We start from the raw sequence: 16,835 nt of genomic DNA, 5'->3' as shown, positions 1-16,835 counted from the left end.
GGCCTGGATGGGCGAGCACGGCGGCGCCGTCGTCAACACCGCTTCCGTCGGTGGCATGGCCTTCGAGGCGAACATCGGTCTGTACAAACGCCTCGAAGGCCGCGCTGATCCACCTGACCAGGCAACTGGCCCTGGAGCTCTCGCCGAAGGTCCGCGTCAACGCGATGGCAGCAGGCGTGGTGCGCACCAAGCCGGCCGAGGCGCTGTGGAAGGAGCACGAGCAAGCCGTCTCCTCCGCTACGGCGCTCGGGCGCATCGGGGAGCCTGCCGACATCGCCTCGGCGGTCGCCTTTCTCGTCTCGGACGCGGAGAGTTGGATCACCGGTGAGACCATGGTGATCGACGGCGGCCAGCTCCTCGGTGACGCGCTTCCGTTCAGAGCGGCTACGGACGTCCCGCACGGGTGAACGTCAGATGCGTGACTCCGGTGGGCGAGGAGGCGGCCTCGACCTCGTATTCCTTCTCGAGGCCCTCCAGCCCGTCCCAGAGGCGTACGCCGCGGCCGAGCAGGAGCGGGACCACCACGACGTGCAGGTGATCGATGAGCCCGGCGGCAAGGAAGTCGCGGATCACGGTGGGCCCGCCGCCGATGCGTACGTCCTGGCCGCCCGCAGCCTCACGGGCCGCCTCGAGCGCCTCGGCGGGCGAAGCGTCGAGGAAGTGGAATGTCGTGCCGCCCTCCATCTCGATCGACCCACGGGGGTGATGGGTGAGGATGAAGGTCGGTGTGTGGAAGGGCGGGTTGGGCCCCCACCACCCCTCCCACTCCGGGTCCTCGTGCCATCCGGGTGGGCCGAACTTCCCGGCGCCCATGATCTCGGCGCCGATCCCTGGTGTGAACTGTCGCGCGAAGGCGTCGTCGAGGCCGACGGTCCCCCCGGGCTTGCCGGTCATCTCGTGCCAGAACCGGGTGGTGAACATCCACTCGTGCAGCCGTTCGCCGGCATGGCCGAACGGCGCGTCACGGCTCAGACCCTCACCGGTGCCGAAGCCGTCGAGCGAGATGGCGAAGTTGTGGACGCGGGCGAGTGACATGGCTGGCGACTCCTTTCCTTCCGCTGGTTACGACATATCCATGCGCGGGGCGTTTCAGCCAGGCGGCGCCGACAGATGGATCAGGATGCCGCACACCTCGTCCACGATCTCCCGGGCCTCCGTCTCGTCCTGGCAGTCGCCCAGTTCGCGCGCCGCCCCTCCGATGACGGTGGTCAGTACGCTCACCCGGACCCGACCGGCGCGTCGCTGCTCGTCCACCTCCAGGAGCCGGGCGTTGCGCCGTACCCACGCGCGGTCCCACTGGCGACGCAGCGCGTCGAAACCCGCCGGGCCGTCGTCTTCCACGAGGAGTCTGCCGAGCCGCCGGTTGTCCCAGGCGCCCTCCAGGTACGCCCTGGATCCCGCCACGAAGAGGGCGGCGGGGTCGTTCACGCCACGGGCGCGCTCGGCGGTCAGCGTGGCCGCGGTGCGGCGCTCCTGCTCCTCCCGGAACTCCTCCCATAGGGCGAGGTAAAGCCCGCGCTTTCCTCCGTAGTGCTGGAAGAGGCTGCCCACCGGGATGCCGGAGCGTGCCGCGATCTCGGTGAGGCCGGCGTCGGTGTAACCGCGCTCGGTGAACACCTCCAGCGCGGCGTCCAGCAGCGCACGGCGGATGGAGCGGTCCTGACCGGCGTCGCCCTCCGACAGACCCATGCCCGCCTGCTCCTCCGGCAGTTGACGCGCCGGCTCGGTCCCGGCGGACTCCACGATGCCGCTCACTGACGATCCCCGCCTTCTCCGGCCCCGTCGCGGATGGCGAGGGCGACCAGCAGTTCCAGGAGGTCGGCGATCCGGCGCGGATTGCGGCCGGTGCGTTCCTCGATTCGGCGCAGCCGGTAGTGCGCCGTGTTGTGGTGCACCTGCAGCCGGTCGGCGGCCAGCCGCAGGTTGAGATCGGCCTCTGCGAAGGCCCGGATGGTGGCGGCCAGCGTGTCGCCGCGTCTGCGGTCCTCCTCCAGCAGCGCCCGCACACGGGGGTCGACCAGCTGGCGGGCGAGGTCGTCGGCGCGCAGCGCCAGGTAGTCGAACGGGGACAGCCGCGGCAGCGCCGCCACCCCGCCCCCGCTCGGCACCAGGTCGAGGACGGCCCGCGCCTCCGTGTAAGCGCGCGGCAGTTCGGACGCGCCCTGTGCGACCGTGCTGATGCCCATGGAGAGCATGGTTCCCTCCCGCGCGAGCCGCCGCTGCACGGCCTCGAAGTGGGCGCATATGTCCTCCGCGTTCATGCCGGCCCGGACCACGGGCACGGCCACCACCTCGTCGTGGCGCACGACGACCAGGGTTCTGCCGGCCCAGGGCCCGGCAACGCTGATCGACGCGCTGGTCGCATACCCGCTCTCGGCCGAGGTGAGGTCCCCGGTGCGGGTGTCGCCGACGCACACCGCCACGACCGTCATCATCTGCGAGGCCGGTCCTATGCCGTACGCCTGCGCCGCCGCGGACAGCGGACCGCGCGTCGGTGCCACGCCGGCCAGGAGCTGGTCCAGCAGGTCCCGGCGCTCCCGGTCCGCGTCCGCCACCACGTGCTGCTGGTACTCGACGTATGCCTGCGCGGCATGGGTGCTCGCGTAGTCGACATACCGCATCAGCGGTGTGACGAGGGACAGCGCGGCCTGCTGGGCCTCGGCGGACGTGCCCGCGCAGTCCAGCAGCGCGTCCCACAGCACCTGCCGGCCGACTCGGAAGGCACTGATCCAGTCCTCCAGGGCGAACCCCGCGCGGGCTCTGCGCATCGCTGCCCCGCGGCTGAACACGAGGTCTTCGGGGGCGATGTCCCGGTCGCCGGCCAGCGCCGCCAACTGCATCCGGTAGTGCTCGAGCACCTGATCCCGTACGTCGTGGAAGAACCGCTCGTCCTGCAGCGCGTACGACGGGATCTCCGCGCGCATCACCTCGACGGCGGTCTCCGCCACCTCCACGATCCGGTCGTGGACGGCGTGCAGGATCCGCCGCCGCTCCCGGCGGAGCGGTTCGGAGAGTCGGGGGATGCCCAGAGCGGGACCGCGCGGCATGGCGCCGATCGTCGCCGCCCGACTCGTGCTCCGTCAACAGGCTCGGGGTGAGACATACGCCGGAACCTGTGCGCCGCGCACAAGTAGGCGACCGAGAAGTTGGGTGCTCACACCCAATGTGCGCCCCGAACACCCCCACCTACTGTGACGCTCGCCCACCACCCAGCACGTCGGAAAGGGCGTCACTCATGCTCGCGGTCGACGGTATCAGCGTGCGTTTCGGCGGGATCACGGCACTGGACGGTGTCGGGTTCACCGTCGAGCCGGGCACCGCCGTAGGGCTCATCGGGCCCAACGGAGCCGGCAAGACCACCTTGTTCAACTGCCTCACCAGGCGCTGCACCCCCGATGCGGGAACCGTGCTGCTCGAGGGTGAGGACCTGCTCGCCCTTCCGCCGCACGCCGTGGCCGGGCGCGGCATCGCCCGCACCTTCCAGAACCTCGGCCTGTTCCCCCGGCTCACGGTCCGGGAGAACGTCATGGTCGGCGCCCACAGCCGGGGGCGCACCGGACACCTCGCCGCGGCGCTCCGGCTGCCCCGCGTCCGGCGAGAAGAGAGGGAACTACGTGAGCAGGCAGACGACCTGCTACGGCGACTCGGCCTGGCGGACGTCGCCGACCACCCCGCCTCCGGGCTGCCGTTCGGCACGCTCAAACGCGTCGAACTCGCCCGGGCGCTCGCGGTACGGCCCCGGCTGCTGCTGCTCGACGAACCCGTCAACGGGCTCAGCCACGGCGAGGTCGACCAATTCGCAGATCTGGTCAGGTCGGTGCGCCAGGACTTCGACCTCACCCTCGTGGTGGTCGAACACCACATGGGTTTCGTGATGGGCCTGTGCGACAAGGTGGTCTGCCTCGACTTCGGCCGCAGGATCGCCGAGGGCTCCCCCGAGGAGATCCAGCGCGACGCGGCGGTCATCGAGGCGTACCTGGGGGTGGCTGCATGAGCGAGCCCACCACCGACCCCACCGAGTCCGCGGAGAGTGCGGAGCCGGACTTCCTGGAGGTCTCCGACCTGCACGCCGGATACGGCCAGGCCCGCGTGCTCCAGGGCCTCGACTTCTCCGTCGCCCGCGGCGAGGTGTGCGCGATCCTCGGGCCCAACGGCGCGGGCAAGACCACGACGCTGCGGGCCCTGTGCGGCATGGTCCGCGGCCGAGGCTCGATCACCCTGAACGGTACGGAGCTGCTGGGCCGCTCGCCCGAGCAGGCCGCCCGGCTGGGTGTGGCGCATGTGCCCGAGGGCCGAGGCACCTTCAACGAGCTGAGCGTCGAGGAGAACCTGCGCATCGGCGCCCACCTGCGCACCGGTCTCCTGCGGGGCCGTGCCCAGCGCGCGGTCGTCGCGGCCGACCTGGAACGGATCTACGGCTACTTCCCCAAACTGCGCCAGCGGTCAGGTCAGGCCGCAGGCAGCCTCAGCGGCGGGGAGCAGCAGATGCTCGCCATCGGCAGAGCGCTGATGCTGCGTCCCTCGCTGCTGCTCCTGGACGAACCGTCCCTGGGGCTCGCGCCGCTGGTCACCCGCGAACTGTTCGAGATCGTCCGTGCCGTCAACGAGGAGGAACGCACCACCGTGGTCGTCGTCGAGCAGAACGCCCAGCTCGCGCTGGACATCGCGCACCGGGCGCACGTACTGGAGGCCGGCCGCCTGGTGCTGTCCGGACCGGCCCAGCAGATCCGCGAGAACGGACAGGTCGCCGAGGTGTACCTCGGTGTCTCCGTCCGCTCCCGGAAGACCGGGTGAGCGCCGTGACCGAACTTCTGCAACAAGTGGTGGAAGGACTGGGCTCCGGCGCGGTGTACGCCAGCCTGGCGCTGGCCCTGGTGCTGATCCACCGGTTCACGGGGATCGTCAACTTCGCGCAGGGCGAGCTGGCCATGCTCTCCACCTACGTCGCCTGGCAGCTGGTGGCGTCCGGGATGCCGTTCTGGCTGGCACTGCCGGTCACCCTCGCGGTGTCCTTCGCCGGCGGCATGCTCGTCGAGCGGATCGTCATCCGCCCCGTGCAGGGCGCGCCCGAGCTGACGGTGGTCATCGTCACGGTCGGCCTGTTCATCTTCGTCAACGCGCTGGCCGGCCTGATCTGGTCGTTCACCGTGAAGGACTTCCCGCAGCCGTTCCCCGACGGCGGGCTCGACCTGGCCGGGGTGCGCGTGGACTGGTCGACTCTCGGGATCATCGGCGTGGTGGCCGTCGTGATGGGCCTGCTGTATCTGCTGTTCCAGCACACCTCCGTCGGCCTGGTGATGCGGGCGGTCGCCTGCAACCCGGCCTCCGCCCGGCTGTCGGGCATCCGGGTGGGCCGGGTCCTGATGCTCGGCTGGGGGCTGGCCGCGACCGTCGGCGCCGTGTCCGGCGTACTCGTCGCCCCGCTGCTGTTCCTGGAGCCCAACATGATGGGCGGGGTGCTGATCTACGCGTTCGCCGCGGCCACCCTCGGGGGCTTCGACAGCCCCGCGGGAGCGGTCGTCGGCGGCCTGTTCGTGGGCGTCGCCGAGACGCTGACCGGGGCGTACGTCGATGTGATCGGCGCCGATCTGAAGGTGGGCGTTCCCCTGGTGATCATCCTGGCGGTGCTGCTGGTACGGCCCCAGGGCCTCTTCGGACGGGCGGCGGTGGAACGCGCATGAGCACGATCATCGCCACACTCGGCACGGACCGGGCACGGCGCCTGCGCGCCTCGCTCACCGTGCTGCTCGCGGCAGCGGTCGCCGTCGGCGCACCGTTCTACTTCGCCCCCTTCCAGGTCTTCCAGCTGACCATGGTGCTCCTGTACGCCGTGGCGCTGGCCGGTCTGAACCTGCTGGTCGGCTTCGGCGGGCAGATCTCGCTCGGGCACGGCGCGTTCTTCGCGGCGGGGGCCTACACGGCGGCGGTCATGCTCGACCGGTACGACACCGGGCACCTGGCCACGCTGCCGGCCGCGGCCGCCGGATGCTTCCTGCTGGGCCTCGGCTTCGGAGTGCCCGCGCTGCGGCTGCGCGGGCTGTACCTGGCCCTGGTCACCCTCTCGTTCGCGGTGTTCCTGCCGCCCCTGCTGAAGCGGCTGGAACCGGTGACGGGCGGCTCCATGGGCCTGACAGTGGACAAGCTACAGCCGCCCGCGTGGAGCGGGCTGGCCGAGGACCAGTGGATGTACTTCGTCGTCCTCGCCGTCACCGCGGTGGCTCTGCTGCTGGCCCGCAACCTGCTGCGCTCCCGGGCCGGCAGGGCACTGCTCGCCGCGCGGGACAACGAGAGCGCCGCCGAGGTCATGGGCGTACGGCTGTCGCTGCACAAGACCCTCGCCTTCGCGTGGAGCGCGATGTTCGCGGGTGTCGCCGGGTGTCTGTACACCTGGGTGATCGGCTTCGTCTCGCCCGACTCCTTCAGCTTCGTTCTGTCCATCACTCTGCTGGCCGGCCTGGTGGTCGGGGGACTCGCCTCGCTGTACGGGCCCCTGCTGGGGGCGGCGTTCGTGATGTACGTGCCGAGCGTGTCCCAGGACCTCAGCGAGGCGGCACCGGGTGTGGTGTTCGGCCTGCTGATCATCGCGGTGATGTTCGTGGCCCCGACGGGACTGGCCGGTCTGCCGGGCCGTGTCCTGGCCGCTGTCGCCCGTCGCCCGACCCGCACCACGGCCGCCCTCGACCGGACTCCCGAGGCCGAATCCGTGGCCGAGGTCGAATCCGAGCCCGAGGGCGAACCCGTGGCCGAGCGCGAACCAGCGCCCGAGGCCGAACCCGCGCCCGATACAGAGCCGAAGACCCAGGCCACATCCGACCCCTCCGCGCCCCACACCGCCGCGGACCCCGCAGTTGTCGACGCCGAACCCGTGGGCGCACCGCCCCGCACGGAAAAGGAATGAATCACATGCGCAAGACCACCGCTCTGCGGGCGGCCGCGGCCGCTGCCGCCGCCCTGCTCGCCGCGACGGCCTGTGGCAGCCAGCGAGGCCAGGACGACCAGGACACCGCCGCCGGCGGTGCCTGCAAGGGCCAGCAGACCACCGGCATCACCGACACGACCATCAAGCTGGGCGGGATCTACCCGCTGTCAGGACCGGCCTCGGCGTACGGCACGATCAGCAAGGGCGTGGCCGCCCACTTCAAGTACGTCAACGCCCACGGCGGCATAGACGGCCGCAAGGTCGAGTTCGTCGTCCGCGACGACGGCTACCAGCCGCCCAAGGCGGTCGAGGAGGCCCGCAGACTGGTCGAGCAGGAGAAGGTCTTCGCCGTGTTCCAGACCCTGGGCACCCCGTCCACGGCAGCCGTGTGGGACTACCTCAACAAGCAGAAGGTGCCGCAGCCCTTCGTCGCCACGGGCGCCTCCGTCTGGGGCACGGACGACAAGCACCCCTGGACCATCGGGTGGCAGCCCAACTACGTGGCCGAGGCACGGGTGTACGCCAAGTACCTCAAGGACGAGAAGCCGAAGGCCGAGGTCGCGGTCCTCTACCAGAACGACGACTTCGGCAAGGACCTGCTCGGCGGGTTCGAGAAGGCCGTCGCCGGCAGCGGCATCAAGGTGGTCGCCAAGGAGAGCTACGAGGTCACCGCCCCCTCCGTCTCCGCACAGATGGCCAACCTCGCCCGCTCCAAGGCGGACGTGCTGCTCAACATCACCACGCCCAAGTTCGGCAGCCAGGCCCTCGCCGCCGATGCCAAGAACACCAAGTGGAACCCGCTGCACATCGTCAACAACGTGGCCTCGTCCGCCGCCGTGCTCCAGCCCGTCGGGTTCAAGAACGTTCAGGGCGTGGTCTCGGCGACCTACTTCAAGGACCCCGCCGACCCGCAGTGGGCGAATGACCCCGAGATGAAGACGTACACGAACGCCATGCACGAGTACGCCCCCGACGCCGACCCGGCCAACCAGTTCAACGCCTACGGCTGGGCCGCCGCATCCAGCCTGCACCAGGCCCTGGACGCGATGAAGTGCCCGACCAGGGAGGGTCTGCGGGACGCGGTGCGCAACCTGAAGGACGTGAAGGTGAACATGCTGCTGCCCGGGGTCACCCTGTCCACGGGCCAGGGCGACGCCTTCCCGATCGAGACGATGCAGCTGATGCGGTTCAAGGGCGAGCGGTGGCAGCTGTTCGGCAAGCCGGTTGACACCCGCTCGGAGTTCGGACCACTGGCGAAGTGAGCCGGCGGGGGCGGTCCCGGTCGATGCCCTGACCCCTGGAGGACCGCCCCCGCCCTGTCACCGGCGCCCGGAGCATTGCGCGGGTGCCGGTACACCGACGACCGGAGGCTTGCCTGGCCGCTCGGGGGACGTCTCCACCAGGCGTATCCCCACCCGGGATCACTCGACGTGGCACACCGTGCACGAGTCGGCTCCCTTGCGGCCCGGAGGTGCGCTGAGCGGCTGCTCGCCGCCCACCGGGCCGCACGCCCACGGTCACCAACCGCACCACCTCGCAGAGGTCTCGGGGTTCCGACTCGCCGTCGGCGCCGTTCACCGTCGCCCGCTTTCGTGCGCAACGCGCCGTCGAGCTGCGTCAGACGGCGTCACGGTCCGTCCGTTCGTCGTGATCACGGGACGTGGACGTCTGTCCCGCCCGGTCGGCGCGGAGGAGCCGCACCGCGAGCGGTGTCCGCCGCGTCCGTGCCATCGCGCGCTGAGCGCCGGGCGAACCTCCCGTCATGGCACCAGCCGCTCAACGTCTGATCCAGTATCCGGGCGGCTGAGCGTACGCGTTCGAGGCATGAGCGCCGGGCGGCAGACCCTGCCCCAGGCAGGCCCCCTCGAATTCGCTGATGAGCGGGCCATCAGGCCTGCCGTCGGGCTACCCGTGCCCGCCACACCGTGCTTCACGGCGGGCGAGGCCGCGGCCTCACCGGGTTCAATGGGTTTACGTGGCATCTGCAGTCGGCGTTGCATGGTGGAACGCCTGGCCACCGACCCGGACACCGTCACGCCGGGCACCGGCCGTGGCGGACCGAGGCAGATCAGCGGCGACCGAGGACAAGGTGGTGTCCAGCGGTGGAGAAGCGGATGACGGAGCACAGCGAAAGCCACGACGATCCGTTCGCCCTGCACCTCGCCGCTTTGGCGGTGCTCGACGACCGGGGAACCGTGATCGGATGGAACCGGCGGGCTCAGGAACTGCTCGGCTATCCGGACACAGCCGTGATCGGTCGTCCGGCGTCCGAGATCCTTGTCGATCCCCGCGATCTGCCGGCTGTCAAGGAGGCCGCGGCGAGCTGCAGGAGAGCCGGCGGCTGGTCCGGGATGCTCACGGTGCGGCACCGCGACGGGCGGCTCATGGAGCTGGGACTCAGGGCCGATGCGCTCTCACGCGATGGCCGGGTCCGCGAGTGGGTGCTTGCCGGGGCACGTGAGGCTGACGTCCTGGAGTGGCAACGGGACCGCGCGGTCCTCGACGGGTTGTACCGCCGCTGCCCGATCGGCCTGGTCGTTCACGGCCCCGACCTGAGGCTTCTCCGGGTCAACCGGGCCATCGAACGCTTCAGCGGCGTACCGGCAGCGGACTTTCGGGGGCTGCCCACCGGCTGTTTCCTCCTTCCCGATGACGCACGCAGGGCCGTGGACCGTGTGCGCCAGGTGATCGACACCGGAAGGCCATCGGTCTACTCCGAGCAGTTCGTCCGTCTGGAGCAGGACCCTGCGCGAGAGCGGGTGGCGATGGTCTCGTCCTTCCCGATGGAGGATCCTTCCGGTCGCATTCTGGGCGTGGCCGAGATGATCGAGGACATCACCGAACGCCATCGGGCCCAGCGTCGGCTCGCGCTCCTCGACCAGGCCGGCAGCCGTATCGGAACCACCCTTGAGGTGGCGGAGACGGCCCGGGAACTCGCCGAGGTGATGGTGCCTCACCTCGCCGACCATGCGTCAGTGGACCTGCTTCGGCCCGTGACGCGCGGTGAGGAACTGGCGGAGGTCCTGGCAGGGCCGGTGGTACGCGTGGGCGCCTGCGGTGTCGGTGCCCAGGAAGCCGGCCCGCCCCACCCACAGGGCGAGCCGGTGGAATTCGCGCCGGACACCCCCCAGGCCAGATGCCTCGCCGAAGGGCGGCCCGTCCTGGAACCGGTCCTCCCGCCCGACTGGTTCTCGACGAGCGGCCACCAGGGGGCCCATGCTCCTGATGTGGGCGCCCACTCGCTGATCGTGGTCCCTGTGGCCGCGCGGGGCCTGGTGCTGGGCGTGATGACCCTGTGGCGTTCGCGCCGCCCCGATCCCTTCGAGGCGGACGATCTCACCCTCGCCCAGGAACTCGCCTCGCGCGCCGCTGTCGCCATCGACAACGCCCGGCGCTTCACCCAGCAGCAGCAGACCGCGTTCACCTTGCAGAGCAGCCTTCTGCCCCGGGCGGTTCCGGACCAGTCGGCCGTCGAGGTGGCCCTGCGCTATCTGCCGGCCAGCGCGGCCCCGGGCCTGGGCGGTGACTGGTTCGACGTCATTCCCCTGTCCGGGGCCCGGGTCGCCCTCGTCGTCGGGGACGTGGTGGGACGCGGCATCCACGCCGCCGCCACCATGGGCCGGTTGCGTACCGCCGTACACACGCTCGCCAGTCTCGACCTGGAACCGGACGAGGTCCTCTCCCGTCTGGACGACCTGGTCATCCTGCTGGCGGCGGAACAGGAGGCAGCCGGTGAAAGGCCCGTGGGCGAGCAGGTCGTCGGTGCCACCTGCCTCTACGCCGTGTACGACCCGGTCTCCGGGCGGTGCTTCGTCGCCCGCGCCGGCCACCCGCCGCCCGTGGTGACCGCTCCCGATGGACACGTGACTCCGCTGGACCTGCCCGCCGGCCCACCGCTCGGCCTGGGCGGCCTGCCGTTCGAGGCCCGGGACGTCGAACTGGCCGAGGGAAGCCTGCTGTGCCTGTACACCAACGGACTCATCGGCGAACGCAACATCGATGCCGACGTCGGCCTGACCAAGCTGTGCGACGCGCTCACCCGCCCCGCGGACGCGCTGGAACGGACATGCCAGGCGGTGGTCGACTCGCTCGTGCCATCGCGCCCCAGCGACGACGTCGCATTGCTGGTCGCCCGCACCCGCATGCTGCCACCGGACAATGTCGCCTCCTGGCGTTTGCCGCTGGAGCCTGCCAGCGCCGCCCGGGCCCGGGCACTGACCTCGGCCAAGCTGAGCGAATGGGGTCTGGAGCACTTGGCGTTCACGACCGAGCTGATCGCCAGCGAACTGGTCACCAACGTCTACCGGTACGCCGGCGGCCCTGCGACCCTGCGGCTGATCCGTGAACGGTGTCTGGTGTGCGAGGTCAGCGACACCAGCCACACCTCACCCCACCTGCGCCGCGCCCGTACCACCGACGAGGGCGGGCGCGGCCTGTTCCTGGTGGCCCAGATGGCCGAACGCTGGGGTACCCGTTACACCCGCGAGGGCAAGACCGTGTGGACCGAACAACCGTTGGCAGACACGTTCACCTGACCGTCTCGGGTCTTGCCGGGTGACCCCAGGCCCCCGCCGTCGTGGTCATTCGGCTGCGGCGAGCAGCCGTGCCTCGCTCTCCTCGTACAGCCGCCGGTTCTCCAGGCTGTCGGCGGCCCGGCGCCGGTGGTCCCGACGGCTGCCCAGCCAGCCCGCCAGGTAGCCGAACGGGACGGATACCAGGCCGGTGGACTGCATGGGGAAGAGGTCGAAGTCGGCGTTCGGGAAGACGGCGGACGGCGTGCCCGAAACGGCCTTGGAGAAGACCATCAGCAGCAGCGCGCAGGCCGCGCCGCCGTAGAGGGAGGCGAGCAGGCCGCTGCGCGTGAATCCTCGCCAGAACAGGGAGTAGGTGAGCGCGGGTGCCACCGCCGATGCCCCTATGCAGATGGCCAGAGTGGTCAGCACGCCGACGTTCCAGTCCTGGACCAGGGTGGAGAGTCCGATGGCAAGGGTTCCCACGGCCACGCTCGTCCACGCCGCCACCGTCATCTCCGTGCGTGGATCGGCTTGGCCCCGACGCGCCGCATGGGCGAACAGATCGTGGGCGAGTGACGAGGCCGCGGCCAGAGTCATGCCCGCGACCGACGACAGCAGGGTGATGAACACCATGCCCGCCACGGCCGAGTAGAGAATCGTCGTGCCCGCGGAACCGTGTGCCCCGCCGAGTACCTGCGACAGCATGAGCACCGACGTCCTGCCCTGGGGGTCGGCCGCGGTGATGTACTGCGATCCCACCAGCGCCGCCGCGCCCGTACCCATGATGATGACGAGCAGGCAGAACGTGGTGACCGTGCCGACCGCCCACGACAGGGAGCGACGTACGGCCGGCACGTCCCGAGCGGAGTACAGACGCATCGTGACGTGGGGCAGGCAGGCCACGCCGAGGACCACGGTGATCTGGAGACTGATGAAATCCAGCCGGTCAACGGCCGAGGTGCCCAACTGAAGGCCCTGCTGGAGGAAGGCGGGGCCCGCGCCGCTGCCGTGCTGGGCGGCCCTGAGCACGTTGCCGGGGCTCCAGCCGAAGCGGTTCAGCACCAGAGCGGCGACGACGGCGCTGGTGCCGAGCAGGATGACTATCTTGATCATCTGGATGAGCGCGGTGCCTCTCATCCCGCCGAGCGCCGCGTAAATGATCATCAGGGTGCCGATGATGACGATGCACGCCGTCCTGGCGCCGGCCACGTGGGGGAGGTTCAGGATGAACGTGAGCAGTGACCCGGCGCCGGAGAGCTGGACGACCAGGAAGGGCAGGGTCGCCGAAAGCGTCACCACGCAGGCGGCGATGCGCACGGCCCGTCCGGGCATGTTGCGGGCCAGGACGTCGCCCATGGTGAATCGCCCGGCGTTGCGCAGTGGTTCGGCCAGCAGGAACATCAGCAGCACCAGAGACAAGGCGGTGCTGACGGCAAGGACGTAGCCGTCGTATCCGGCGAGCGCGACGATGCCGGTGGTGCTCAGCACGGTGGCCGCGGAGATGTAGTCGCCCGCGATGGCCAGGCCGTTCTTGAACGGGGTGAGCGTGAGGTAGCCGGTGTAGAAGTTCGTCAGGTCGTCGCGGTCCGGTCCTGCCATCACGCACATCAGCAGCGTGACGGTGACCAGCGTGGTGAACAGAAGGAGGACGGTGGCCTGGGTGCCGGAGCTGTAGTCGTTCATCTCGCCGTCCATGCGTTGCGGCCGGCGGGGACCGCCTGTTCCCTGACGGCGCGGGCCAAGGGATCCACCGAGCGTTGTGCGCTGCGTCCGTACCAGAAGACCGCCGCGAAGGTGACGACGAGCTGGAAGACCCCCAGGGCCATACCCAGGCTCAACTCCCCGGCGATCTTGGAGCCCATCAGGCCTGGCGCGAAGCAGGACAGCACGACATACGCCACGAAGGAGCCGAGCGCGGCAAGCGTGGAGGTCCGGCGGAGCAGGCGGTAGGCCGAGCGGAGGGCGGCGAGGTCGGCACTGTGCCGATGAGTCTCCTGCGCATACGGCTCGTCCCAAAGGGCTTGCCCGTACGGGTCGTGGCGAGGGACGTCGTACCCGTACGACTGGGGATCGGTGTGGGGCAGGGGCCATCCCGGTGGTGCTGATGGCCGATACCGGTTCTCGTCGGGGTATGTCATCGCCTGGCCTTCCACTACGGCTCGGATCCGTGGAGGTGAACGGGGAAATGGTTCAGCCGGCGCACCATACCGACTGGTTGGAATGCCTGTAAGTCCGTGGTGGGTCACGTTTCGGGGTCGATGCGGCTGCCCGGATGGGGATCGACTTCTTGGTCAACGGGTAGGGTCGAGAAGGATCTTTCGGACACCGGCGGCGCGGCTGTTGAACAGTTCGTACGCGGCGGGGCCCTGGGAGAGGGCGAAGCGGTGGGAGACCACGACCTCCGGCGTGATCCGGCCGGCCTGGGTGAGGGGGATCAGGGCCGGGAGCTCGTAGTGGATCGAGCACAGCCCGATGGCGAACTGGAGCTCCTTGATCTGGGCCAGTCCCATGTGGAAGGGAAAGGCCTTGTTCTGGCTGACGCCGATGACGCTGACCCGACCTGCCTGCCGAACGGCTTTGAGGGCGAGCTCGATGGTGGCGTCCGAGCCCACGGCCTCCACCACGGCGTCCGGTCCGCGTCCCGCGGTCATCTCCCGTATGGCCGTTCGGGCGTCCTCGCCCTCGACCGGCTCGACGCCGAGGGTGGCGGCGAAGGCACGGCGCTCCGCGACCAGGTCCACGCCCAGCACACGGGCGGCGCCCATCACGAAGGCGGATTGCGCGGCCATGAGGCCGACCGGGCCCAGGCCGATGACCAGGACCGTTTCACCGGGCTGGATACGGGCTCGACGGCAGCCGTACCAGGCCGTGGGGGCGTTGTCCGTCAGGACGACGGCGGCCTCGTCGGAGATGCCGTCGGGCAGATGCACCAGGTTGATCTCGGCATGGGGCACAGCAAGGACCTGGGCCTGACTGCCCGGGAGGCGCGGGCTCACGCCGTAGCAAAGGTCCGTCGGGGCGTGGGCTCGCTCGCACCTGGCGGTGAATCCCCGCGCGCATGTCGCGCACAGTGTGCAGCCGACCGAGGCGGGAACCAGGACGCGGTCGCCGGGCCGGAAACGGGTGACCTGGTCGCCGGTGTCGACCACCACGCCGACGCACTCGTGTCCCGGGGTGTAACCGGTGTCCGGGCTGAACCCATTGCCGCCGTAGATGTGCAGGTCGCTGCCGCAGATACCGGCCATGGTCACCTGGACGACCGCGTCGGTGGGACTGCTGACGGCGGGGTCGGGGACGTCGCCGTAGTGGATGTCGTGGGGGCCCTGGTAGGTCAGTGCCTTCACTGGCTGCCTCCATTCCGGGCGCACGGCGGCGCCCGCGCAGAACAGGGATTCCGGAGTGGGGACGTACAACGCGCCAAGGCGCTTTTATCAGACATTAATGCGCCCGTATTACTTCGGCGTGGCGACGCTAGCATGGGCACCCGTGACAGCACATGAGACGCAGGCCACGTCGCCTCGGAGCCGGAAAGCCGGTGACACTCGCGGCACACTCATCCGGGCCGCCGAGCAGTTGTTCGCCGCGAAGGGCGTCGACGGTGTGTCGCTCAACGAGATCAAGCGGGCCGCCGGTCAGCGCAACGCGATGGCCCTGCAGTACCACTTCGGCGACCGGGCGGGTCTCCTGCGGGCGGTACTCGACAAGCACCTTCCTGCAGTGGACGCCCGCCGGGAGGTACTGCTGCAGCAGTACGAGGACAGCGGTGCTGCCGACCTCCGGTCCCTCGCCGCCGCACTGGTGCTGCCGGTCGCTGCGAAACTCGCAGACCCCGACGGCGGCCGCGAGTTCCTGCAGATCGTGGCCGAACTGCTCAACCGCCCCGAACCCCTGGTCGAGGTCGTCGTGACGAAGGGGTCGAGCATCCATCCCTGGCGGCGCCTGGTGCAGCCCCTGCTGGCTGCCGAGTCGACCACGGTGTTCCACAGCCGCTTCACCGCCATGCGCTTCTGCCACGCCGAACTCGCCGCCCGGGCCGCTGCCCGCCCTCGCAGGGACGACCGGTTGTTCACCAGTCGACTGATCGACCTGGTCACCGCACTGCTGGCCGCGCCGGTGTCCGAGCAGACCGCACGACTGCTGCACGAGCGGGGTGGGAAGGGGAAGGACCAGCCGCAGACCCCGACGCGCTGAACCGTCCGGCCCCGCAGGCGACGACCCCCGCACTGGGCCGGTTCTCGCGGCCCCCGCGCCATCTCACCCGGGGACTTTCCTGCCCACGGTTCGCTGAAGGCAGGGTCACGAATGGCATGTGGTGAACGTCACGCACCGGGCATACCAACTGGTCGGTACCCTTCGGCGGAGCCGCGAACGACAGGAGACGCCATGTCTGCGACCAACCGTCAGATCCGTCTGGCAGCCCGCCCCGTGGGCGAAGTGAAACCCGAGGACTGGGAGCACTGTTCAGGTCCCGTCGAGGAGCCGGGTCCGGGCCGGTTCGCGGGCCGCACACGGGTCCTCTCCCTGGACCCCGCCATGCGGGGCTGGCTGGACGACCGTCCCTCCTATCTGCCGCCGGTGGGTATCGGGGAGGTGATGCGCGCCGGATCGGTCGTCGAGGTCACCGCCTCCAACCACCCCGACTTCCAGCCGGGTGATCACGTGGTCGGCACCTTCGGCGTCCAGGAGTACGTGGTCTCCGACGGTCGGGGCGCCATGAAGATCGACACCTCCCTCGCCCCGCCCTCGACGTATCTGGGCGCGCTGGGCATGCCCGGCATGACCGCCTACTTCGGTCTGCTGGACGTCGGGGCGCTGAAGGACGGCGAGACCGTCGTGGTGTCGGGGGCGGCCGGAGCGGTCGGCACCATCGTGGGCCAGATCGCGAAAGCCAAGGGCTGTCGGGTCGTGGGCGTCGCAGGCGGGCCGGAGAAGTGCGCGTTGCTCACCGACGAACTGGGATTCGACGCGGCGATCGACTACCGCGCCGAGGACGTCAGGAAAGCGCTGCACCGGCAGGCCCCCGACGGAATCGACGTCTACTTCGACAACGTGGGCGGAGACGTCCTCGACGCCGCCCTGACCCGGTTGGCGATGCATGCGCGGGTCGTGGTCTGCGGTGCGATCAGCCAGTACAACAACGACACGCCGGTCAAGGGCCCCTCCAACTACCTCTCCCTGCTGGTGCGCCGCGCCCGCATGGAGGGCTTCGTCGTCTTCGACTATGCCAAGCGCTACGCGGAGGCTGCGCAGGACATCTCGGCCTGGATCGGCGCCGGCCGCATCAAGGTCAGGGAACATGTGGTGAGGGGGAGCGTGGACGACTTCCCCGAGACGTTGCAGATGCTCTTCCGCGGAGAGAACGTCGGCAAGCTCGTCCTGGAGCTCGAATGACCGCAGTCAGG

Annotated in this window: 15 protein-coding genes; 9 read left to right on the top strand and 6 right to left on the bottom strand. The window is 70.1% G+C overall.

All coding sequences use genetic code 11. The annotated features are described in order from the left end of the window. The first annotated feature begins 50 nt into the window (after window positions 1-50). On the top strand, window positions 51-407 hold the full coding sequence (locus tag EDD92_RS01885; protein ID WP_260326280.1) for an SDR family oxidoreductase: 357 nt from the start codon (window positions 51-53) through the stop codon (window positions 405-407). Here the strand turns inward: EDD92_RS01885 and EDD92_RS01880 are convergent. The 3 genes from EDD92_RS01880 to EDD92_RS01870 are packed head-to-tail and all read right to left on the bottom strand — an operon-like array spanning window position 385 to window position 3,047. Beyond that, window positions 385-1,035, bottom strand: coding sequence for a dihydrofolate reductase family protein (locus EDD92_RS01880; protein WP_123962557.1), 651 nt, complete (start codon window positions 1,033-1,035; stop codon window positions 385-387). The two genes, EDD92_RS01885 and EDD92_RS01880, sit on opposite strands and share 23 nt — an antisense overlap. 54 nt (window positions 1,036-1,089) lie before the next feature. Then, a complete protein-coding gene (locus tag EDD92_RS01875; RefSeq protein ID WP_221268073.1) occupies window positions 1,090-1,755 on the bottom strand; it encodes a TetR/AcrR family transcriptional regulator in 666 nt (221 codons plus the stop codon). Beyond that, a complete protein-coding gene (locus EDD92_RS01870; protein WP_123962555.1) occupies window positions 1,752-3,047 on the bottom strand; it encodes a CdaR family transcriptional regulator in 1,296 nt (431 codons plus the stop codon). The genes EDD92_RS01875 and EDD92_RS01870 overlap by 4 nt, the downstream gene beginning before the upstream one ends. Before the next feature lie 188 nt (window positions 3,048-3,235). Between EDD92_RS01870 and EDD92_RS01865 the strand changes: the two genes are divergently transcribed. The 6 genes from EDD92_RS01865 to EDD92_RS01840 all read left to right on the top strand — a co-directional run bounded on the left by EDD92_RS01865 (window position 3,236) and on the right by EDD92_RS01840 (window position 11,454). Beyond that, the gene (locus EDD92_RS01865) at window positions 3,236-3,994 is read left to right on the top strand and encodes an ABC transporter ATP-binding protein (protein ID WP_123962553.1); all 759 of its coding nucleotides are present in this window, start codon (window positions 3,236-3,238) and stop codon (window positions 3,992-3,994) included. Further along, the gene (locus EDD92_RS01860) at window positions 3,991-4,794 is read left to right on the top strand and encodes an ABC transporter ATP-binding protein (protein ID WP_123962551.1); all 804 of its coding nucleotides are present in this window, start codon (window positions 3,991-3,993) and stop codon (window positions 4,792-4,794) included. The genes EDD92_RS01865 and EDD92_RS01860 overlap by 4 nt, the downstream gene beginning before the upstream one ends. A gap of 5 nt (window positions 4,795-4,799) precedes the next feature. Further along, a complete protein-coding gene (locus EDD92_RS01855) occupies window positions 4,800-5,681 on the top strand; it encodes a branched-chain amino acid ABC transporter permease (RefSeq protein ID WP_123962549.1) in 882 nt (293 codons plus the stop codon). After that, entirely contained in the window at window positions 5,678-6,898 is a 1,221-nt protein-coding gene (locus tag EDD92_RS01850) for a branched-chain amino acid ABC transporter permease (protein ID WP_123962547.1), read from the top strand. The genes EDD92_RS01855 and EDD92_RS01850 overlap by 4 nt, the downstream gene beginning before the upstream one ends. A 5-nt stretch (window positions 6,899-6,903) precedes the next feature. After that, entirely contained in the window at window positions 6,904-8,181 is a 1,278-nt protein-coding gene (locus tag EDD92_RS01845; RefSeq protein WP_123962546.1) for an ABC transporter substrate-binding protein, read from the top strand. Between the two features lie 852 nt (window positions 8,182-9,033). Further along, window positions 9,034-11,454, top strand: a complete 2,421-nt coding sequence (locus tag EDD92_RS01840) for a SpoIIE family protein phosphatase (protein ID WP_185123902.1) — start codon at window positions 9,034-9,036, stop codon at window positions 11,452-11,454. A gap of 45 nt (window positions 11,455-11,499) precedes the next feature. Here the strand turns inward: EDD92_RS01840 and EDD92_RS01835 are convergent, their stop codons facing one another. From EDD92_RS01835 to EDD92_RS01825, 3 genes are all read right to left on the bottom strand, one after another. Beyond that, the gene (locus EDD92_RS01835) at window positions 11,500-13,116 is read right to left on the bottom strand and encodes a cation acetate symporter (RefSeq protein ID WP_123962542.1); all 1,617 of its coding nucleotides are present in this window, start codon (window positions 13,114-13,116) and stop codon (window positions 11,500-11,502) included. After that, complete coding sequence (locus tag EDD92_RS01830; RefSeq protein WP_123962541.1) at window positions 13,113-13,571, bottom strand: DUF485 domain-containing protein; 459 nt, start codon at window positions 13,569-13,571, stop codon at window positions 13,113-13,115. The genes EDD92_RS01835 and EDD92_RS01830 overlap by 4 nt, the downstream gene beginning before the upstream one ends. Window positions 13,572-13,724: 153 nt before the next feature. Beyond that, window positions 13,725-14,777, bottom strand: a complete 1,053-nt coding sequence (locus tag EDD92_RS01825) for an alcohol dehydrogenase catalytic domain-containing protein (protein ID WP_123962540.1) — start codon at window positions 14,775-14,777, stop codon at window positions 13,725-13,727. Window positions 14,778-14,919: 142 nt separating this feature from the next. Between EDD92_RS01825 and EDD92_RS01820 the strand changes: the two genes are divergently transcribed. Both EDD92_RS01820 and EDD92_RS01815 read left to right on the top strand, forming a co-directional pair. After that, complete coding sequence (locus EDD92_RS01820; protein ID WP_221268071.1) at window positions 14,920-15,624, top strand: TetR/AcrR family transcriptional regulator; 705 nt, start codon at window positions 14,920-14,922, stop codon at window positions 15,622-15,624. Window positions 15,625-15,816: 192 nt separating this feature from the next. Further along, window positions 15,817-16,824: an NADP-dependent oxidoreductase gene (locus tag EDD92_RS01815; RefSeq protein WP_185123901.1), complete on the top strand. Its 1,008-nt coding sequence runs from the start codon at window positions 15,817-15,819 to the stop codon at window positions 16,822-16,824. The last annotated feature ends 11 nt before the right edge of the window (window positions 16,825-16,835 follow it).

The sequence above is a fragment of the Streptomyces sp. TLI_185 genome (assembly GCF_003814765.1).
Lineage (GTDB): Bacteria > Actinomycetota > Actinomycetes > Streptomycetales > Streptomycetaceae > Streptomyces.
This window is presented reverse-complemented; position numbering and strand designations above follow the sequence as displayed.